Origin of the sequence: Polaromonas sp. JS666, assembly GCF_000013865.1 — a bacterium.
GTDB lineage: Bacteria > Pseudomonadota > Gammaproteobacteria > Burkholderiales > Burkholderiaceae_C > Polaromonas.
Window position 1 is genome coordinate 2103930 of sequence record NC_007948.1, and the last position, 20872, is coordinate 2124801.

The window sequence follows — 20872 nt, forward strand, 5'->3', positions numbered from 1 at the left end:
GGCTTGTGCCTGACTTGAAGTCGGGGGCACAGGCCCCAATTTATTTTAGGTACAGTACAAACATCTCTGGAGAAAACATGATGGTCCGAAACAGCATTTACGGCGGCGCCTACGCCGGTCCGCAAGCCGGCGCGCAGGATGCGCAAGGCCTGGGCATGGTGCCCATGGTGATCGAGCAGTCCGGACGGGGCGAGCGCTCGTACGATATTTACTCGCGCCTGCTCAAGGAGCGTGTCATTTTCCTGGTCGGCCCGGTCAATGACCAGACCGCCAACCTGGTGGTGGCGCAACTGCTGTTCCTGGAAAGCGAAAATCCTGACAAGGATATTTCCTTCTACATCAATTCCCCCGGGGGTTCGGTGACGGCGGGCATGGCCATTTACGACACCATGCAGTTCATCAAACCGGATGTCTCGACGCTCTGCGTGGGCATGGCGGCCAGCATGGGCGCATTTTTGCTGTCGGCAGGTGCCAAGGGCAAGCGCTTTTCGCTGCCCAATTCGCGTGTGATGATCCACCAGCCCTCGGGCGGTGCGCAGGGCCAGGCGACCGACATTGAAATCCACGCCCGTGACATTCTGAAAACGCGCGACCAGCTCAATCGCATCCTGGCGGCCAACACCGGCCAGCCGATCGAGAAAATTGAGCGCGACACCGAGCGCGACTATTTCCTGTTTGCCGAGGACGCCAAGGAGTATGGCCTGGTTGACCAGGTGATCTCCAGGCGCCCCTGAGTCAAAAGCTTCTGGTTGCCCTGCAATAACGGCGTTTTCTGTAACTGAAACGCCGTTTTTTTATTGGTTATCATTAGGTAACACTTTCCTCTAACCCCCTAGCTCTTCTAGCCATCTTTAAAGGCATCCCATCAATGGCCGAGAAAAAAGGCTCCTCCGGCGAAAAGACTCTGTACTGCTCCTTCTGCGGCAAGAGTCAGCACGAAGTTAAAAAACTGATCGCCGGTCCCTCGGTCTTTATCTGTGACGAGTGCATCGATCTTTGCAACGAGATCATCCGTGACGAGTTGCCCGCCGGCGAAGATGTCCGCGAAACGCGCACCGATTTGCCGACGCCGGCAGAAATCAAGGCGACACTGGACGGCTACGTGATTGGCCAGGAACCAGCCAAGCGCACGCTGGCCGTGGCTGTCTACAACCACTACAAGCGCCTGCGCCACAAGGAAAAAGCCAAAAAAGACGATGTGGAGCTGACGAAAAGCAATATTTTGCTGATCGGCCCCACGGGCTCCGGCAAGACCCTGCTGGCCCAAACGCTGGCACGCACGCTCAACGTTCCATTCGTCATGGCCGATGCCACCACGCTGACGGAAGCGGGTTATGTTGGTGAAGACGTTGAAAACATCATCCAGAAATTGCTGCAAAGCTGCAATTACGAGGTTGAGCGCGCCCAGCAGGGCATCGTCTACATCGACGAGATCGACAAGATCTCGCGCAAATCCGACAATCCTTCCATCACCCGTGACGTATCGGGCGAGGGAGTGCAACAGGCTTTGCTCAAGCTGATTGAAGGCACCATGGCTTCGGTGCCACCGCAGGGCGGGCGCAAGCACCCCAACCAGGATTTCCTGCAGGTCGACACGACCAATATCCTGTTTATCTGTGGGGGTGCGTTCTCCGGGCTGGAAAAAGTCATTGAGAACCGTACTGAGGCCTCGGGTATTGGCTTTGGCGCCTTGGTTAAAAGCAAAAAGACCCGTTCGCTGACGGAGTCGTTCAAGGAAGTCGAACCGGAAGACCTGATCAAGTTCGGCCTGATTCCCGAACTGGTGGGCCGCATGCCGGTTGTTGCGACGCTGGCGGAACTCACGGAAGATGCCCTCGTGCAAATCCTGACCGAGCCGAAAAATGCCGTGGTCAAGCAGTTCAGCAAGCTGCTCTCCATGGAGGGGGTGGACCTGGAAATCCGGCCCTCCGCGCTCAAGGCCATTGCCCGCAAGGCCCTGGCCCGCAAGACGGGAGCGCGGGGCCTGCGCTCCATCCTCGAGCAGTCACTGATTGACACCATGTTTGACTTGCCCAATGCCAGTAATGTCGACAAGGTTGTGGTGGACGAGTCGACAATCGAGGAAAACAAGGCACCGTTGCTCGTGTACCGCGAAACTGCCAAGAAAGCCTGATCCGGAAAGGGGCGGGCGCAAGGCTTGAAAAGCAATTCTTGCGCCCCACTTCTGGGTTGACTACGCTACTCCTGGCCATGAAACTGGTCGCCACGGCTTACGTTTAAGGTTTTATATGTCCGGACAAACTTCATTGCCTTCCACCCCCATCGATTTGCCACTGCTGCCTCTGCGGGACGTGGTGGTCTTTCCCCACATGGTCATTCCGCTGTTTGTGGGGCGGCCCAAGAGCATCAAGGCGCTTGAGTCGGCCATGGAGGCCGAACGCCGCATCATGCTGGTGGCCCAAAAGGCCGCAGCCAAGGACGAGCCCTCGGTCGAGGACATGTTCGAGGTGGGCTGTGTGGCCACTATCCTGCAGTTGCTCAAGCTGCCTGACGGTACGGTCAAGGTCCTGGTGGAAGGGCAGCAGCGCGCCAGGGTCAATAAAATCGAGGACGGCGAACAGCACTTCACCGCCAATGTCACCCCTGTTGAGCCCACCGTGGTGGTTGTGGGTGACAAGGGCAGCGAGATTGAAGCCTTGCGCCGCGCCGTGATGCAGCAGTTTGATCATTACGTCAAACTCAACAAGAAAATTCCGCCGGAAATCCTCACCTCGATTTCCAGCATCGATGACGCGGGCCGGCTGGCCGATACGATCGCGGCTCACCTGCCGCTCAAACTCGATGCCAAGCAGATCATTCTGGATCTCGACAACGTCAAGTTGCGGCTCGAAAATCTTTACGAGCAGCTTGAGCGCGAAGTGGACATCCTCAATGTGGACAAAAAAATCCGTGGCCGTGTCAAGCGCCAGATGGAAAAGAACCAGCGGGACTTCTACCTCAATGAGCAGGTGAAAGCCATCCAGAAGGAACTGGGTGAAGGCGAAGAAGGCGCTGACATCGAAGAGATCGAGAAGAAGATCAAGTCGGCCAAGATGCCGCAGGATGCACGCAAAAAAGCCGAAAGCGAGCTCAAGAAACTCAAGCTGATGTCACCGATGTCGGCTGAAGCGACTGTGGTGCGTACCTACATCGATGTACTGACCGGTTTGCCGTGGAGCAAAAAGACCAAGATCAAGCACGATCTGGTCAACGCCGAGAATGTGCTCAATGAAGACCACTATGGCCTTGAAAAAGTCAAGGACCGCATTGTGGAATACCTCGCGGTGCAACAGCGGGTTGACAAGCTCAAGGCCCCGATTCTTTGCCTGGTGGGCCCTCCTGGTGTGGGCAAGACTTCGTTGGGCCAGTCCATCGCCAAAGCGACGGGGCGCAAATACGTACGCATGGCGCTGGGCGGCATGCGTGATGAGGCGGAAATTCGTGGGCACCGCCGTACCTACATTGGCGCCTTGCCCGGCAAGGTGCTGCAAAGCCTGACCAAGGCGGGTACCCGCAACCCACTGTTCCTGCTGGATGAGATCGACAAGCTGGGCACCGACTTTCGGGGGGATCCGTCAAGCGCCTTGCTGGAAGTGCTCGATCCTGAACAGAACCACACCTTCGGCGACCATTACGTGGAGGTCGATTTCGACCTGAGCGACGTGATGTTTGTGGCAACGTCAAACTCGATGAATATTCCTCCGGCCTTGCTGGACCGCATGGAAGTGATCCGGCTTGCAGGCTACACGGAAGACGAGAAAACCAGCATTGCGATGCGCTATCTGCTGCCCAAGCAGCTGAAGAACAATGGTGTCAAGGAGGGCGAGCTGGAAGTGACGGAGCAGGCCATACGCGACATCGTGCGTTACTACACACGGGAGGCCGGTGTGCGTTCGCTGGAGCGGGATCTCTCCAAAATCTGCCGCAAGGTGGTCAAGGGCATTCAGCTCAAGAAAATGATGGCCAAGGTCGTGGTGGAGCCCGACAACCTGAACGACTTCCTGGGCGTGCGCAAATTCGACTACGGCCGTGCCGAACAGCAGAATCAGGTTGGCCAGGTGGTCGGCCTGGCCTGGACGGAAGTCGGTGGCGATTTGTTGACGATTGAGGCGGCCATCATGCCGGGCAAAGGCGTGATCACGCGTACTGGCTTGTTGGGCGACGTGATGAAGGAATCGGTGGAGGCCGCGCGTACGGTGGTTCGCAGCCGCTCCAGAATGCTGGGCATCAAGGATGAGATGTTCGAGAAGCGCGACATCCATATTCACGTGCCGGATGGTGCGACGCCCAAGGACGGGCCGAGCGCTGGCGCTGCCATGACCACGGCCTTTGTCTCGGCCCTCACCGGCATTCCGGTGCGCGGCGATGTTGCGATGACGGGTGAGATCACTTTGCGTGGTGAAGTGACCGCCATTGGTGGCTTGAAGGAAAAATTGCTGGCTGCTTTGCGCGGTGGCATCAAGACGGTATTGATCCCGGAAGAAAATGCCAAGGACCTGCAGGAAATTCCGGACAACGTGAAGAGCGGTCTGAACATCGTGCCGGTGAAGTGGATTGATCAGGTGCTGCAGGTCGCACTGGAGCGCAATCCTGTTCCGTTGAGTGATGAAGAAGTCGCTGTTGCCGCTGCGGCCGCTGTCGCTACACCTGTCGAAGTTGCAGGCACTGTGAAGCATTGAAGCAAAACAGAAGCAAACTTTTTTTCGATTTGTTGAAAAGCCTGAAAAGTTACGCTATAATTTGAGGCTGTTATCGCGGGAGTAGCTCAGTTGGTAGAGCGCAACCTTGCCAAGGTTGAGGTCGAGAGTTCGAGACTCTTCTCCCGCTCCAATTCAAAAGGGCAGCACTTTAAAATGCTGTCCTTTTTCTTTGGGACATTCGATAGTCGGTAAAGCTTCCGGGCTTTGGCGATTGAGTGAATCAGATAGAAACACGGCGCGGTAACAAAGCGGTTATGTACCGGATTGCAAATCCGAGTAGGTCGGTTCGACTCCGGCCCGCGCCTCCATCCAGTCATCAACATTGAGCCCCGTCATGGGGCTTTTTTGTTTGACAATACAGAACTGCGACGATACGTTTCGGCCTGAGTGGTGAAATAGGTAGACACAGCGGACTTAAAATCCGCCGCTTCGCGAATAGCGGGCGTACCGGTTCGATTCCGGTCTCAGGCACCAACATCACGCCAACCACCGATGCGCCGGTTGCGCCCCTGAAAACTGGGTAAGATTAATTCCATGGCCCGCTACAACACTCCTTTTGAAATTCACGTTCACGGCGAAGTGCCTTTGCGCGCGAACGTCACCTTTGAGCAACTGCAGGAGGCTCTCAAGCCCCTGTGGAAGTACGCCGGCTCAAAATCCCTGGCGGCGGGCGCTGCGAGCGCCTACGAGGAGGAGCCGGGCATCCAGTTCGACGTTCAAAAGCACCTGCTCCAGATGTGCTGGACCGTGCCCGGTGATGAGGATTTTCGCCAGGCGCTCGACGAGATGTGCATGGGGCTCAATGATCTGGCCGAGACGGGCGCGCCCATTGAAGTAACCTTTTACGACTCTGACTTCGACGAGGAAGAGGGCGCGGAGGACGAAGAGGCGCGCGATGACTTTGCCATGTACTTTGTCGGCCCCACGCCAGCGGCGATCATGCAGGTGCAGCGCGATTTGCTGGTGCAGGACATGATTGGCCTGATGGAGCGGCATTTCGACGCCTCGGAGTTGGGTGAGGTCGTGTCGGCAGTCGATAAATTATTCGAGCAGCGCTTCGATGCGCTGGTCAACTCCATGCAGCTCGGCAAGCCACCGCGCGGGCTTGGGGGGCCGCAGGGTGGGTCGGGCCACGGTGGCGGCGGGCGCAAGCCCCGGCATCTGCATTAGGAAGGCGTTGGCGCAGTCTCTCCCGGGGTGCCCGGGGGCGGCCCTTCGGTGAAGCCAAGGCCTCCCAGGTAGACGTTCATCACGCCTTGACCCACCTCGAGAAGGTCAAACGCTTGCGGATCCAATAGCCAGTTTTGTATCAGGCCGTCTATCAGGGCGTGGAATCCCTGTGCAGCCACTGAGGCAGGCACCGCCAGTTTCAAGCCGCATCGGCGCGCGGCGAGGTCAATACTCTCTTCAAAAAATTGTAAAAACCCGTTGCGCACTGCCAGATGCCGGAGACGAACGGCCTGCAGTTCTTCCACATACTCCACTTTTTGTGTCGCCACTTCGAAAACGCGCCGGGTCTGGGCGTCGTTCACGATCTGCTTGAGCGCGTTAACAGTGGCCGAGCGGATCCGGCCGAGGCCGCTGGCACCTGAGTTATCCGCGGATTCCTGCCCTCCGTTCCCCTCGAGGCCGAACGACTTTTCCATGGGCAGCGTCACCCGCTCCATCATGGCGTTGAACAGGTCGGCCTTGTCCCTGAAATGCCAATAAATGGCTCCACGCGTGGCACCGGCGCGCCGGGCAATGTCCTGCAGGCTGGTGCGTGAGACTCCCTGTGCCTGAAACAGGTGTTCGGCAGCATCAAGCAGCTTGTTGCGGGTCGCCAGTGCCTCTTCTTTGGTTCGACGGGCCACTTCGTTGTCTCCTGACGGTCATTTGCAGGGGTACTTATATACATTCATAAATGTATGTAAACTATACCACTCGTAAAAACCCTTACTCTTCCAATTTCGGTGAATTCGCCTTGCGTATGCTTTGCGCTTCATCGATGCCGCGCCACTTTCGCGCTTTCTCCAAAATCCGAGGAACAGCATGCCTATGTCCCGCGTTGCCCAGTCTTCCCAGTCTTATTTCCCCCGCCACTTCATGGGGCTTCGGCCGCTGGCGCTCATTGCCGCAGTTTCATTGCTTCTGGCCGGTTGCGGCAAAAGTGGCAACGCGCAGGGCGGTGGCTCACCACCCCCCCCACAGGTCGGCGTGGTCACTGTGACGCAGGGTGACGTTGCGCTGGTCACTGAACTGCCGGGAAGGCTTGAGGCCTCGCGGGTCGCCCAGGTGAGGGCGCGGGCGGCGGGCATTTTGCAAAAGCGGCTGTTCCGTGAGGGCAGTGACGTGAAGGCTGGCCAGCCGCTGTTCAGCATTGACCCCGCGCCTTATGCAGCGGCCGCCGCCAGTGCCAAAGCCAGCCAGGCGCGCGCTGAAGCCAATCTGGCGCAGGCCACCGCACTGGCCGAGCGCTACAAGCCCCTGGTCGAAGCCAATGCCATCAGCAAGCAGGAATATGCCAACGCCGTGGCAGCCCAGAGGCAAGCCGAAGCCGATGTGGCCATGGGCAAGGCCAGCGTGCAAACGGCCAATATCAATCTGGGTTATGCCGCGGTGACGGCGCCGATTTCGGGCCGCATAGGTCGTGCGCTGGTGACGGAAGGCGCGCTGGTCGGCCAGGGCGACGCCACACAACTCGCGGTCATCCAGCAGATCAATCCCATGTACGTCAACTTCACGCAATCCGCATCCGAAGTGATGAAGCTGCGCGCTGCCATGGAGAGCGGGCAGTTCAAGCGCGCCAGCGGAGGAGATGCGGCCAGCGTGCGCATTGTGCTGGAAGATGGCACCGAATACCCACGTCCCGGCCGCCTGCTGTTTTCCGACCAGACCGTTGATGCCACAACGGGGCAGATCACCCTGCGGGCTGAAGTTCCCAATCCGGGCAGCCAGCTGCTGCCGGGCCTGTATGTGCGCGTACGCCTGGAGCAGGCCCAGGCCGCCAACGCCATCACCTTACCCCAGCAGGCGGTGACGCGCACGGCGCAGGGCGATACGGTCATGGTGGTCGGTGCGGACGGAAAGGTCGCGTCGCGTACTGTCAAGATCGGCTCCTCGAAGGGCTCGCAATGGGTGGTGCTGGACGGCCTGAAAACAGGTGAACAGGTCATGGTGGATGGCTTCCAGAAACTGCAGCCCGGCGCATTGGTCAAGCCTGTGCCGTGGCAGCCGCCGGGTGCCAATCCGGCTGGCGCGGCTTCTGCTCCGGCTGCTGCGGCATCGTCGGCGGGCGCTGCCCAACCGGCGGCATCGGCTGCATCCGCAGCCGCGACGAAATAAGGAGCCCGGCGCATGGCCAAATTTTTTATTGATCGGCCGATCTTTGCCTGGGTGATTGCCTTGTTCATCCTGGTGGTCGGCGGTGTGTCGATCACGCAGCTGCCGATTGCCCAGTACCCACCCGTGGCACCGCCCGCGATCGTCATCAATACGGCATACCCCGGCGCGTCGGCCCAGACGCTCGAGGACAGCGTGCTGTCGGTGATTGAGCGTGAAATGAACGGCTCGCCCGGCCTGATCTACATGGAGTCGGTCGCGCAGGCCGACGGTTCCGGCAGCATCACGCTGAGCTTCCAGCCCGGCACCAATGCCGAGCTGGCGCAGGTGGACGTGCAGAACCGCCTGTCGCGCGCCTCGCCGCGGCTGCCCGCTGCTGTGGCGCAGCAGGGCGTACGCGTAGACAAGTCGCGTGCCAACTTCCTGCTGTTCACCATGTTGTCGTCCGACAACCCGGCGCACGACCCGGTCGCGCTCGGCGACTATGCCTCGCGCAACATCGTGCCCGAACTCCAGCGCCTGCCCGGCATTGGCCAGGCCCAGCTGTTCGGCAGCGAGCGCGCCATGCGCATCTGGCTCGACCCGGCCAAGCTGACCGGCTTCAGCCTTTCGGCGAACGATGTCAATACAGCGATTCGTGCGCAAAATGCCCAAGTAGCCGCCGGCAGCATCGGCGACCGGCCTAACGTGGCAGGCCAGGGCATTGCGGCCACCGTGGTGGTCAATGGGCAGCTCGCCAACGTCGGGCAGTTTGGCAATATCGTGCTGCGCGCCAACCCCGATGGCTCGTCGGTGCGCCTGAAGGATGTGGCGCGCATCGAATTGGGTGGCCAGACCTACGCGACGTCGGCGCGCCTGAACGGCAAGCCGGCCGTGGGTATCGGCGTGCAACTCGCGCCGAACGGCAATGCACTTGCCTCCGCCAAGGCTGTGCGAGAGAAGATGGCCGAACTTCAGCGCTACTTCCCGCAGGGCATGAAATGGGACATCCCCTACGACAGCTCGCGCTTCGTCAGGATATCGATTTCGCAGGTGGCCGAGACGCTGTTCGAGGCGGTGGCGCTGGTGTTCCTGGTGATGTTCCTGTTCCTGCAGAACTGGCGCTACACCATCATCCCGACCATCGTGGTGCCGATCTCGCTGCTTGGCACTTTCGCCACGCTGCTGGCGCTCGGATTTTCAATCAACGTGCTCACCATGTTCGGCATGGTGCTGGTGATTGGTATCGTGGTGGACGATGCGATCGTGGTGGTCGAGAACGTCGAGCGCATCATGACCGAAGAGGGGCTGCCGCCGCTCGAGGCCACGCGCAAGGCGATGAAGCAGATCTCCGGCGCCATCATCGGCGTGACCGTGGTGCTGATCTCCGTGTTCGTGCCGCTGGCGTTCTTCGCGGGCTCGACCGGCAATATCTATCGCCAGTTCTCGGCGGTGATGGTGTCGTCGATCGGCTTCTCGGCATTCATGGCGCTGTCGCTCACGCCGGCGCTCTGCGCCACGCTGCTCAAACCGGTAGAGGCCGGACACCACCACGAAAAGACCGGTTTCTTCGGTTGGTTCAATCGGGGCTTCACACGCACGGCCAAGGGTTATGAAAGCGTGGTTGCGCGCATCCTCAAGCGTGCAGCGCGCTATCTGGTGATCTACGCAGCGATCATCGGCGCGATCGCCGTGGTCTTCCTGCGCCTGCCAACTTCATTTTTACCCAACGAAGACCAGGGCACTCTCCTGGTGAACGTGCAGTTGCCCCCGGGTGCGACATATGAGCGCACGCTCTCGGTGATGCAGAACGTCGAGGAGTTCATCCTCAAGCAGCCCGAAGTGCAAAGCATGGTTGGCGTACTGGGTTTTAGCTTTTCGGGCCAGGGTCAAAACGCCGCGCTGGCGTTCGTGACGCTCAAGGACTGGAAAGAGCGCGCGGGTGAGCAGCATTCGGCCGGAGCGGTTGCGGGACGGGCCTTCGGTGCGCTCATGGGTGTGCGTGATGCATTCATCTTTCCGCTGAGCCCACCGCCGATTCCCGAACTGGGCACGGCGTCGGGCTTCAGCTTCCGTTTGCAGGATCGCGGCGGCGCGGGCCACGAGGCGCTCGTCAATGCCCGCAACCAGTTGCTGGGCCTGGCGTCCAAGAGCCCTGTCCTTGGGCAGGTGCGTCCCGATGGCCTGGAAGACGCGCCGCAACTGCAGATCGACATTGACCGCGACAAGGCCAATGCGCTGGGCATACCGTTCGACGCGATCAATTCGGTGTTGTCGACCTCGCTGGGCTCCAGCTACGTGAACGACTTCCCGAACCAGGGGCGCTTGCAGCGTGTGGTGGTGCAGGCCGATGCACCGGCGCGCATGCAGCCCGATGACCTTCTCAAACTGAACGCCAGCAACAGCAAGGGGCAATCGGTGCCGCTCTCGGCATTTGCCACGACGCGCTGGGTCAAGGGCGCGATGCAGACGGTGCGCTACAACGGCTATCCGGCGATGCGCATCGGCGGCAGCGCCGCACCGGGCTACAGCACCGGCGCCGCGATGGCCGAGATGGAGAAGCTGGCGGCGCAGCTGCCGCAAGGCTTCGGCTATGAGTGGACCGGCCAGTCGCGAGAGGAAAAACTCGCCGGCTCCCAGGCGACCCTTCTCTATGGTTTCGCGATCCTCGCGGTGTTCCTGTGCCTCGCCGCGCTGTACGAAAGCTGGACCATTCCGCTGGCGGTGATTCTGGTGGTGCCGCTGGGCGTGATCGGCGTGTTGCTGGCGACCCTGCTGCGCGCCTATTCGAACGACGTGTACTTTCAGGTGGGCCTGATCACCATCATCGGCCTGTCGGCGAAGAACGCCATTTTGATCATCGAGTTTGCGAAAGACCTTCAGGCGCAGGGCAAGGGCGTGATCGAGTCGGCGCTGGCCGCAGCCCATCTGCGTTTTCGCCCCATCATCATGACCTCGCTGGCTTTCGGCCTGGGCGTGATGCCTCTCGTGCTGGCTTCGGGCGCCGGCTCTGCTAGCCAGCGCGCCATCGGTACCGCCGTGATCGGCGGCATGGTGACCGGCACGGCGCTGGCGGTGATTTTTGTCCCGGTGTTCTTTGTCGTGGTGCGCGGCTTTTTCAAAGGCAGCGAGCGGCAAAACAGGATCTATTCGGAGCATGCCAAAGCGGCAGGCATCTCGGAAGATGAAGGAAATGAAGGTAAAGCCCATGCGTAAATCCAGGCTCCCCCAACTCCTGACGGCGAGCGCCGCGGCGCTGCTGGCGGGTTGTTCGATGATTCCCAAATACGAGCGGCCGGCCGCGCCGATTGCCGCAGAGTGGCCGGCCTCCAGCTGGATGGCTGAATCGGCCCAGGCGACCGCCGGTGCCAGTCCCGCCGCGGCAACGGCACCCGCCGTGCCGGCGGCCGACATTGAATGGCAGAGTTTTTTCAGTGATCCCAAGCTCAGGCTACTGATAGAGGCGGCGCTGCGCAACAATCGCGACCTGCGGATTGCGGTACTCAATATCGAGCAGGCCCGGGCCCAGTTCCAGATCCGGCGCGCCGACCAGTTTCCGACCGTCAATGCCGGGCTCACGGGCTCGCGCCAGCCCAACGCCGATGGCAACAGCATCACCAGCACCTACTCCGCCGGCTTGCTGGTGACGTCGTATGAGCTCGATTTCTTCGGCCGCGTCGCCAGCCTGAAGGAAACCGCGCTGGCGCAATACCTGGCGACTGAAGAGGGCCGCAAGACCACCCAGATCAGCCTGATCGCGGCCGTGGCCAACACCTACCTCAGCCTGCTGGCCGATGAAGAGCTGCTGGCCATCACGCAGCAAACGCTGGCGACGCGTGAAGAATCCTTCAAGCTGAGCAAGCTGCGCTTTGACAATGGCGTGACGTCCGAGCTGGATTTCCGGCAGGCCGAGTCGCTGACGGAAGCGGCCCGTGTCTCCCTGGCCCAGCTGGTCCGCCAGCGTGCTCTGGACCAGAATGCCCTGACGCTTTTGCTGGGCCAGCCCCTCACGGGCGAACTGGCGGTGGCGCTGCCGGCCGGCAAGGGGCTGGCTGATACGCCCATGATGGTCGATGTGCCTGCCGGACTGCCCTCCGACCTGCTGACCCGCCGCCCCGACATTCGCCAGGCCGAGCAGCAGCTGCTTGCCGCCAATGCGGATATCGGCGCAGCCCGCGCCGCGTTTTTCCCGCGCATTTCGCTCACGGCAAGCGCCGGCAGCGCCAGCTCGCACCTCTCGGGCCTCTTCAAGAGCGGCTCCTACGGCTGGACGCTGGCGCCCCAGTTGCTCCTGCCGATTTTTGATGCGGGGCGCAACCGGGCCGGGCTCGACTCTGCCAACGCCGGCCGCGACATCGCCGTGGCCCAGTACGAGAAATCGATCCAGACGGCCTTCCGCGAAGTTTCCGATGCGCTGGCAGGCCGCGCCACGCTGGGCGAGCAGTTGCGCGCGCAGCAGGCGCAGGCCAACGCCGAAGCCACGCGTTTCAAGCTGTCGGACCTGCGCTACCAGAACGGTATTGCCAGCTACCTCGATTTGCTCGATGCGCAGCGTTCGCTGTTCACCGCGCGGCAAGCCGTGGTGCAAACCCGTCTGGCCCAGCTGCAAAGCCAGGTCACGCTGTACAAAACGCTGGGTGGTGGCTGGAAGGAGCCCGCGGCCTCCGCCACGCCCTGAGCACGCCCTGCCCCCTGTGGACTTATCGCGTGAAGACGCATAGGTAAATGACAAAGACGGTGGCCAGCCACAGGGTCTCCACCAGCATCAGGGCCATTGGCCGCCAGCCGAGCTTGAGCAGTTCTTCAAACGAGGTCTTGATGCCCAGCGCCGAAATGGCGATCACCAGGCAGATGCGGGAGATCTGGCTCAAGGCCTCTGTGAACCGGGGCGTGAGGCCGCCCAGGCTGTTGACCAGCACCAGGGCCATGAATCCGATCAGGAAAAAAGGCAGCAGCGGTGCCTGCCGGTTCCCACTGCTGGGGGCATTGCTGCGCTGTCGCCAATACCAGGCGAGTACGGCCACCACAGGCACCAGCAGCGTGACGCGAAACAGTTTGACGATCACGGCGACGTCGCCCGCTTCATGGGAAATCATCAGGCCCGCGCCTATGACCTGCGCCACGTCATGGATGGTGCCGCCCAGGAAGATGCCGGCGCCGGTGTCGCTCCACTGCAGCGCTTTGGCCAGCAGCGGATAGGCAATCATGGCCAGCGTTGACAGGCCCGTCACGCCGACCACCGTCAGCAAGGTGTGGCGCTCGTTCTCTTCGGTTTTGGGCATGACCGCCGCCACCGCCAGCGCCGCCGATGCGCCGCAAATGGACACAGCCGCACCGCAAAGCAGGCCAAAGTCGGTCTTCAGGCCAAAGCGCCGCGCCAGCCAGGCGCCCAGCGCGATGGTGCTGACAATGCCCAGGGCCGCCGTCGCCAGCGGGCCGATACCGAGCTGCCCGATTTGCGCCAGCGTGATGCGCGCACCCAGCAGGGCCACGCCGATGCGCAGCAGGGTCCTGGCACAAAACTCGATGCCGGGCCGGCAGCGTGCATCCTGGTGCAGGAAGTGAAAGGCCAGGCCAAATAGCAGCGCGTAGAGCAGTTGCGGGCCACCGTAATGCTCGGAGAGGAAGGTGGCGCCCAGCATGATGAGCAGCGGCAATGCAAGGCCAGGCCACAAGCTGCGGGTTTGGTGGATCCAGGGGCGCGCATAGCTGAGCATGGTTGTGCAAGACCTCGGGGGAAAGAAGATAAAAAGGACCGCAAAAGGGAACGCCGGCGTGCGGCGTGAGATGGCGTTTGGCTCAGGCGGTGAGTGCGGCAAATCCCTGCAGCAAATCGCGCAGCAGGTCGGCCGGGTCTTCCAGCCCGATGTGCAGCCGGATCACCTGGCCACGGTCCGACCAGTCGGTCACGCTGCGGGCGCGGCGCATGTCGGCCAGCGTGACCAGGCTTTCATAGCCGCCCCACGAGGCACCAATGCCAAACAATTGAAGGCTGTCGATCAGCCGCTCGGCGGCTCTCTGGTCGAAGCCGGGTTGGAGTTCGAAAGAAACCAGGCCATTGCTTCCCTTGCAGTCTCTTTGCCACAGGGCATGACCCGGGTGATCGGGCAAGGCGGGGCAGAAGACCGTGGCTACTTCGCTGCGTGATTGCAGCCAGTACGCCACTTGCAAGCCATGACTCTCGTGCAGGGCCAGGCGCGCGGCCAGGCTGCGTGTGCCGCGCAGCACCAGGTAGGCATCGTCGGGGCTGACCGTCATGCCGAAGGCGTCACTGCGTTCGGCCAGTGCCTGCCAGGTATCTTTCGTGGTGGCAACGGTGCCCATCATCACGTCGGAATGGCCCGAAAGGTATTTGGTGGCAGCCATGATGGATACATCGGCGCCCAAAGCCAGCGGCCGGTATTGGCAGCCGGAGCCCCAGGTGTTGTCGGCCACCAGCAGGAGCCCTCTCACGCGCGCGATTTCGGCCAGACGCGGCAGGTCGCACATTTCGTAGACCAGCGAGCCCGGGCATTCGGCATAAATCATGCACGTGCCGGCTTCGATTTTTTCTTCCACGTCGCTGCCATCGGCCGCAAAGAAAGTGCAGCGGATGTTGTACGGCGTGAGGAAGGAGCCCACCAGCTTGCGCGCCGGCTCGTACACGCTGTCTGACATCAGCAGGTGGTCGCCGGGCTTCAGGTAAGAGAGCAGCGTCATGGCGATGGCGGCCAGGCCGGTGGGAAAGAGCCGCGTCCGGTAGGCGCCTTCGAGTTCACTGACCACATCTTCGAGTGCGAAATTGGTCGGGTTGCCACGGGCTCCGTAGGTGAACAGCCGCTCATCGCCGCGCCGCATGCGCATCTCGCGCTGCTGCGCCGTGTTGTCAAACAGCACGGTGCTGGCGCGCACCACGGGCGGGTTGACCGGCCGGCCGCCGTCGAAGGCGGGCTGCTTGCCGGCGTGGACCAGACGGGTCAGGGGCGACGCACCGGATGGTGAGGTAGCCGGCGGCGATGTTTTATTCATGCGGGGAGCGCCTGGGTGACCTTGGTGCATGACACATCAGTCCAGTTTCGCACCCGACAGCTTGACGACGCGCGACCAGCGGGCGATGTCTTCCTTGAGCTGCGCAGCAAAGGCCGCCGGCGTGTTGCCGACCACTTCGCTGCCGCCGTCGGTGATCAGTTTGTTGACTTCCGGCAATTTGAGCGCCCGCACAATGCTGTCGTGCAGATAGGCCACGCGTTCCGGCGGCGTGCCGGCCGGCGCAAAAAAGCCATACCAGTCTTCAAAGGTCGTATTGCGGTAGCCGAGCTCTTCCAGCGTCGGGACCTTTGCAAACACGCCAATGCGGCGCGGGCTGGTCACGGCGAGGGCGCGCATCTTGCCGTTCTGGATGAAGCTGGACACGGATGCCGTCGAGGTGATGAGCAAATCGACCTGACCGCCGAGCAGGTCGGTGATCGCCGGGGCGGCGCCCTTGTACGGCACATGGGTCATGCTCAGGGCGCTGTCCTTTTCAAGCACCACACCGACCAGGTGCGAGAGCGTGCCGTTGCCGGGCGTGGCATAGGTGACGCGGCCAGGCTGGCTCTTGATCTGGGTGGCCAGGTCGGCAATGGTTTTGTAGGGTGAGTTGCTGGCCACGACCAGGACCAGGGGTGCCGCATTGATCTGGGTGATGGGCATGAAATTTTTCAGCGGGTCAAAGCCCGGCGACGCATACAGCGTGGGGTTGACTGCCATCAGCGAGACCTGGCCCGTCAGCACGGTATAGCCGTCGGGCCTGGCATCGGCCACGGTCTTGGCGCCGATGTTGCCGCCGGCGCCGCCCCGGTTGTCGACGACCGCGCTTTGGCCGGTGATCTCGGACAGCCGGCTCGTCACGAAACGGGTCGTGGCGTCATTGCCGCCACCGGCGGGAAAGGGCGACACAAATCTGATCGTCTGGTTCGGGAAACCACCGACCTGGGACATCGGCTGTTGTGCGGAAGCGCCGCCGTGCACGGCGAACAGGGCCCAGCAGAGTGAGGCAGCGGTGAATTTCAGCTTGGTTAGCATGGCAGGCTCCTGAATAAAAAGTGGATGAAGCGGGTGGGGCGGATGGGATAAGTGAGGCTAGGCGGGTGCGTCGGCTGGCTCGAGCGAAGGGGTTGGCAGCCGGAAGGCCTTCAGTTCAAGCGCGTCGAGCTGCGCAATCAGGTTGACTTCCCAGGCCAGGTACTGGCGGGCCGCTTCCTTGTTGCCGTCGTGCCGGTCATGCACAAAGAACAGGAAGTCAATGCAGTCGCCGTTGGCGGGGGTGTTTTCGCTGGCTTGCAACGGCAGGCCAGCGGCACGCCAGGCGGCCAGGCCGCCTTCAAGCAGGCTGGCCGACAGGCCCAGCGCCTGAAGGTCGGTGGCAGCGCAGGCCGCCACGGCGGGTTCATCGGCAATCAGCACCACAGGTCGGTGTTCGCCGGCCAGTGTTGCCGCAAGGCGCGGCCGAATGGCCCAGCGCGCACCGGGAATATGGCCTTGGCGAAATTGCATGCTGGGGCGTAGATCGATGGCAAGCGCCGCACCGCTTGCCATCCCGGCGGCCAGGGCTTTGGCGCTGATGGTGGGTAACACCGGCAAAGGTGCCGGCTGCGCTTCAGGCAATGCCAGGCCGCTGGCCAGGCCCTGGTCCAGTACGCTGGCATCGTGGCCCAGCTGGCGTAGCCAACTGGCCACCGTCAGCGCACGGATGCCGTCGGCATCGAACAGCACCAGCCGGGCCTGGCGCACGCCCACATACTGGTCGGTGGCCTGGATCAGCTGGCCGCCCGGCGTGTGCTGGGCGCCGGGCAGGCTGCCGCGCGCATATTCTTCCGGGGTGCGGACATCGCACAAAAAGAGCGTGCGCTGCGCATCATCGGCCCAGCCGCGCACGGTTTGCGCGTTGACGACGGGTACGCCAAAACGTTCTGCCAGCGCCTGTGCCGCGGCGCGCATGCCCGCCTGGCCATCCGGTTTGCCGGGTTCACCATAGCGGCGCGTGCCGCCGTGCTCGAGTTCCAGATCGGCCAGGTACCAGCCCTGGGTGCCGTTTTCCAGCGCAGAGACGGGATTGCGCAGGCCCAGGTTGATCAGCGTCTGCGCGCCGATGATGCTGCGTGTGCGCCCCGCGCAATTGATCACGATGTGCGTTTGTTCGCTGGGCACCAGGTCCCGGATGCGCAAGGCCAGCTCGCCGTTGGGGCAACTGATGGCCGCCGGAATGTTCATTTTCTGGAATTCCGAAAAAGGCCGCCCGTCCAGCACCACCACGTCTTCCCGGCGCGCCAGCATGGCCGCCAGTTCGGTTGCGTTCACCCGGGGCGTGTGATAGACCTGCTCGGCCAGCTCGCCAAAACTCTTGGACGGTACGTTGACGCCGGCGAACAGCGGAAAACCGGCGGCCTGCCAGCCGGCGCTGCCGCCTTGCAGCACGTGCACATTGGAATAGCCCAGCGCGGCGAGGCGGAGCGCGGCCGAGGGTGCGACCTGCTGGCCATCATCGTCGTACACCACCAGCCGGACACTTTGGCGCGGCGCCAGGCGCGGCGCGTCCAGCTCCAGCCGGCTGTAGGGCAGGGGGATGCCGTAAAACAAATGGGCCTGACCGTACTGGCCGTGCTCGCGCACATCGAACAGGGCGATTTCCTCGCCGTCGTGCAGCCAGGCTTTCAGCGTGGCGGCGTCTATAAAACGTGTCATGGATTGGGAGCGCGTGGAATGTGTGAAGTGCGTGGAGTGGGAGGGCAAGGTCATCAGCGGCGGGTCTGCACGCCGATCCCCATGGTTTCGTACGTGCCCTTTTCCAGGTCGTAGCCGGTGCGCGTGTTCAGCGTTTCAAGCGCGCGGCCATACATGTGCAGGTGCCGGATGACCTGGCCGGCCGGGATTTCAACCGAATGAATGTCGTCCGGCATCAATGCAATGCCCGTGCCCGGCTCCACCACGATGGCGCTGACTTCCTTGAGCTGGGCCTTGCCGGGCACCGAGCCGTCGTCCTGGCGTTCGTAAACACGGTTGAGCTCGGTGCCTTCCACGGCGCTGATGCAGGCCCAGGTGGTGTGGTTGTGCGGCACGATGCGCTTGCCGGGGCGCATCACGTTCAGGTAAAGGGCAAAGCGCTGGTCGGCATCTTCCGCGATCAGGTAGCGGGCCTGCAGCTCATTGCCTTCGGGCGGGGCGAATTCGCTGGCGTTCCACAGGTCCTTGCGTCCGGCCAGCTGATTGAGTGCCGCCAGAACCTCGGCCAGGGATTGGCGTGTGGCATCACCATTTCCGACAATATTTTTAATGTTTTTGATGGTGTCGTTCACCACCTGGGTGCGCTGTGCTGCTGCAGTCATGAGAGTTTTCCCGAGTGAATATGAGTGGAATATCTGTTTGATGGGGCTAATATAGTGAAGTCATATTTTTGAAACAATGCGGAAATAGAGATAAATACATTAATATTTGTAATGTATGAATACGCTTGATTTGGAGTTGCTCAGGGCCCTGGTGGCCATTGAGGAGCAGGACAGCTTTGCCGGCGCCGCCATTCACCTGGGTAAAACGCAGTCGGCGGTGACGCAGCAAATGCAGCGCCTGGAAGACCAGATTGGCCACCCCTTGTTTGAAAAGCAGGGGCGCCACAAGCGGCTGACGCCGCACGGCCAAAAGCTGCTTGACTACGCGCGGCACTTGCTGGCCATCAATGACGATGCCCTGCGCAGCCTGCAGCAGGGCAACCTGGAAGGCGTGCTGCGCATCGGTGCGCCGCACGATGTAGCCGACACCATGCTGCCGACGCTGCTGGCGCAGGTGGCGCGCGCCTCACCGCTGCTGCGGCTCGACATCCACGTCGGGCGCAGCCCTTTCCTGATGGAGTCGCTCAAGCGCGGCGAGATCGATATGACCATCTCCAATCGCAATGACCCGGCGCTTGACGGCGTGGTCCTGCGCACCTCGCCCACGGTGTGGCTGTGTTCGGCCAGCTATGTGCATGACCGCGCCAAGCCCGTGCCGCTGATCCTGGTGGATGGCCCCAGCGTGTTTTACAGACTGGCGCGCGAGGCGCTTGATGCCGCGGGCATCCGGTGGTCGCCCAACTACACCGCGTCGAGCCTGATCGGCATCAAGGCTGCGCTGCGGGCGGGCCTGGGCGTGACCGCGCGTGGCATCGAGATGGCGGGCGCAGACCTGCGCGTACTGGGCGAAAACGACGGCTTGCCCCGGCTGCCCGACCTGGATTACTACCTGTTCGTTCGCAAAAACGTCATCAACCCAATCACGCGCAAGGTGTTCGACATGCTCAAGGCCAACCTGGGGCTGATTCGCAGCGCGGCCGAGCCGGTGGCGCCGCAACGCCTGTTGGCCGCAGATGAGTGATATTTTAGGGCTGCGGCCCTTGTGTGGCGGGTGAATGCAGCTATTGTTTTTGTAGCTATTCTGGCGTCAGCCGCAGCGTCAATGCCGCGCTCGATGCGGTCCGGGCAACTCCGGCCACGGCGGTGGCCGGCAACCGCGCCATCTGCACTGACATCTCCGTGGACTATGCTTGGCCCCTCTTCAGGAGCTGAACCATGGCCCTTTTTTCCCAGGATGCCCTCAACCCCGGCGTACGCAAGCGCGAGGTGTTTGGCTGGGCCATGTACGACTTTGCGAACTCGGGCTACACCACTGTCGTGATCACGGCAGTGTTTGCCGCCTATTTCGTGGGCGGCATTGCGCAGAAGGCCGAGTGGGCCACCTTTGCCTGGACGGCGGCGCTCAGCGTGTCCTACGCGATTGTCATGCTCACCATGCCCAGCATCGGTGCCTATGCCGACCTGCGCGCAGCCAAGAAACGGCTGCTGATGCTGACGACGATGGGTTGCGTGGTGACCACCGCAGCGCTCGCGCTCGCAGGGCCTGGCAGCGTGGCGTTCGCCATGTTGCTGATCATTCTGTCGAACACCTTTTTTTCGTATGGCGAATCACTGACCGCCGCCTTCCTGCCGGAGCTGGCCAGGGCCGAGGCCTTGGGCAAGGTCAGCGGCTGGGGCTGGAGTTTTGGCTATTTTGGCGGCATGCTGGCGCTGGGGCTTTGCCTGGGCTACGTGATTTGGGCCCAAGGCCAGGGCATCAGGGCCGAGCAGTTTGTTCCCGTCACCATGCTGATCACGGCGGTGATCTACGGCTTGGCATCGCTGGTCACGTTCCGCCTGCTCAATGAACGGGCCCGGCCCAACCCGGCTGCATTGCGTCAGGGCGGTATCAAGGCTTCGCTTGCGCAGCTGCACCAGACTTTTCGCCAGGCCAGGCGTTACCGGGATTTCATGTGGCTGCTGGCCTGCGCCGTGTTTTACCAGGGGGGCGTGGCCGTGGCCATCGCGCTGGCTGCGATTTACGCCGAGCAGGTGATTGGCTTCCAGCCGCAGGAAACCATGGTGCTGATCTTCGTGCTCAACCTTGCAGCCGCCGGCGGCGCGTTCGCCTTTGGTTATTTCCAGGATCGCATCGGCCACAAGCTGGCGCTAGGCATCACGCTGGTGGGCTGGATCGCCACTTGCGTGATCGCTGCCGTCACAACGACCAAAGGCGGCTTCTGGTACGCCGCCGCGATCGCGGGCCTGTGCATGGGCTCGAGCCAGTCGGCTGGCCGCGCCATGGCCGGCATGTTCGCGCCGAAAAGGCAACTGGCGGAGTTTTACGGCCTGTGGACCTTCGCGATCCGCCTGGCCAGCATCATCGGGCCGTTAAGCTACGGCGCCATCACCTGGATGACGGGAGGTAACCAGCGCATAGCCATTCTGTCGACGGCCGTGCTGTTTGCCGTGGGATTGGTGCTGCTGATTCCGGTGAATGTGCAACGCGGGCGTGAAGCCGCGCTGCAGGCTGACGCCCAGATCTGAGGA

Annotated in this window: 15 protein-coding genes and 3 tRNA genes; 12 read left to right on the top strand and 6 right to left on the bottom strand. The window is 62.0% G+C overall.

Annotation, left to right across the window (positions count from 1 at the left end; genetic code table 11):
- Positions 1-77: 77 nt before the first annotated feature.
- From clpP to BPRO_RS10120, 7 genes are all read left to right on the top strand, one after another.
- Positions 78-734 carry an ATP-dependent Clp endopeptidase proteolytic subunit ClpP gene (gene clpP / locus BPRO_RS10090; protein WP_011482959.1) on the top strand — a complete coding sequence of 219 codons (657 nt, stop codon included), beginning with the start codon at positions 78-80 and terminating at the stop codon, positions 732-734.
- 134 nt (positions 735-868) lie between these two features.
- On the top strand, positions 869-2134 hold the full coding sequence (gene clpX, locus BPRO_RS10095) for an ATP-dependent Clp protease ATP-binding subunit ClpX (RefSeq protein WP_011482960.1): 1266 nt from the start codon (positions 869-871) through the stop codon (positions 2132-2134).
- A gap of 115 nt (positions 2135-2249) precedes the next feature.
- Positions 2250-4679 (top strand): endopeptidase La, encoded by a 2430-nt coding sequence (lon, locus tag BPRO_RS10100; protein WP_011482961.1) that lies wholly within the window; start codon positions 2250-2252, stop codon positions 4677-4679.
- A gap of 75 nt (positions 4680-4754) precedes the next feature.
- A tRNA-Gly gene (locus BPRO_RS10105) sits at positions 4755-4830 on the top strand.
- Positions 4831-4934: 104 nt separating this feature from the next.
- A tRNA-Cys gene (locus BPRO_RS10110) sits at positions 4935-5008 on the top strand.
- A 73-nt stretch (positions 5009-5081) separates the two neighbouring features.
- Positions 5082-5174: transfer RNA gene (locus BPRO_RS10115), tRNA-Leu, on the top strand.
- A 60-nt stretch (positions 5175-5234) separates the two neighbouring features.
- Positions 5235-5870, top strand: a complete 636-nt coding sequence (locus BPRO_RS10120; RefSeq protein WP_011482962.1) for a DUF6806 family protein — start codon at positions 5235-5237, stop codon at positions 5868-5870.
- On the opposite strand, the gene BPRO_RS10125 is transcribed toward BPRO_RS10120, so the two are convergent.
- Positions 5867-6553, bottom strand: coding sequence for a TetR family transcriptional regulator (locus tag BPRO_RS10125; protein ID WP_011482963.1), 687 nt, complete (start codon positions 6551-6553; stop codon positions 5867-5869). The genes BPRO_RS10120 and BPRO_RS10125 overlap by 4 nt on opposite strands.
- Positions 6554-6731: 178 nt before the next feature.
- On the opposite strand from BPRO_RS10125, the gene BPRO_RS10130 reads away from it, so the two are divergent.
- From BPRO_RS10130 to BPRO_RS10140, 3 genes are read left to right on the top strand one after another with little or no spacing between them, the layout of a single operon-like run.
- Positions 6732-8024, top strand: coding sequence for an efflux RND transporter periplasmic adaptor subunit (locus tag BPRO_RS10130; protein WP_011482964.1), 1293 nt, complete (start codon positions 6732-6734; stop codon positions 8022-8024).
- Positions 8025-8036: 12 nt separating this feature from the next.
- The gene (locus tag BPRO_RS10135; RefSeq protein WP_011482965.1) at positions 8037-11216 is read left to right on the top strand and encodes an efflux RND transporter permease subunit; all 3180 of its coding nucleotides are present in this window, start codon (positions 8037-8039) and stop codon (positions 11214-11216) included.
- Positions 11209-12678 carry an efflux transporter outer membrane subunit gene (locus BPRO_RS10140; protein ID WP_011482966.1) on the top strand — a complete coding sequence of 490 codons (1470 nt, stop codon included), beginning with the start codon at positions 11209-11211 and terminating at the stop codon, positions 12676-12678. Before BPRO_RS10135 ends, BPRO_RS10140 begins: the two co-directional genes overlap by 8 nt.
- Positions 12679-12700: 22 nt before the next feature.
- Here BPRO_RS10140 and BPRO_RS10145 read toward each other — a convergent pair whose 3' ends face one another.
- The 5 genes from BPRO_RS10145 to BPRO_RS10165 form a co-directional block, all read right to left on the bottom strand.
- Entirely contained in the window at positions 12701-13717 is a 1017-nt protein-coding gene (locus BPRO_RS10145) for a YeiH family protein (protein ID WP_011482967.1), read from the bottom strand.
- Positions 13718-13799: 82 nt separating this feature from the next.
- Positions 13800-15008: a cystathionine beta-lyase gene (gene metC / locus BPRO_RS10150; RefSeq protein WP_041388699.1), complete on the bottom strand. Its 1209-nt coding sequence runs from the start codon at positions 15006-15008 to the stop codon at positions 13800-13802.
- Between the two features lie 36 nt (positions 15009-15044).
- Positions 15045-16043: a Bug family tripartite tricarboxylate transporter substrate binding protein gene (locus tag BPRO_RS10155; protein WP_011482969.1), complete on the bottom strand. Its 999-nt coding sequence runs from the start codon at positions 16041-16043 to the stop codon at positions 15045-15047.
- A 57-nt stretch (positions 16044-16100) separates the two neighbouring features.
- Positions 16101-17702, bottom strand: coding sequence for a rhodanese-like domain-containing protein (locus BPRO_RS10160; RefSeq protein ID WP_041389574.1), 1602 nt, complete (start codon positions 17700-17702; stop codon positions 16101-16103).
- A 53-nt stretch (positions 17703-17755) separates the two neighbouring features.
- Positions 17756-18343 (bottom strand): cysteine dioxygenase family protein, encoded by a 588-nt coding sequence (locus BPRO_RS10165; protein WP_011482971.1) that lies wholly within the window; start codon positions 18341-18343, stop codon positions 17756-17758.
- A 115-nt stretch (positions 18344-18458) separates the two neighbouring features.
- On the opposite strand from BPRO_RS10165, the gene BPRO_RS10170 reads away from it, so the two are divergent.
- Both BPRO_RS10170 and BPRO_RS10175 read left to right on the top strand, forming a co-directional pair.
- Positions 18459-19364, top strand: a complete 906-nt coding sequence (locus BPRO_RS10170) for a LysR substrate-binding domain-containing protein (RefSeq protein WP_011482972.1) — start codon at positions 18459-18461, stop codon at positions 19362-19364.
- A 194-nt stretch (positions 19365-19558) separates the two neighbouring features.
- Entirely contained in the window at positions 19559-20869 is a 1311-nt protein-coding gene (locus BPRO_RS10175) for an MFS transporter (protein WP_011482973.1), read from the top strand.
- The last annotated feature ends 3 nt before the right edge of the window (positions 20870-20872 follow it).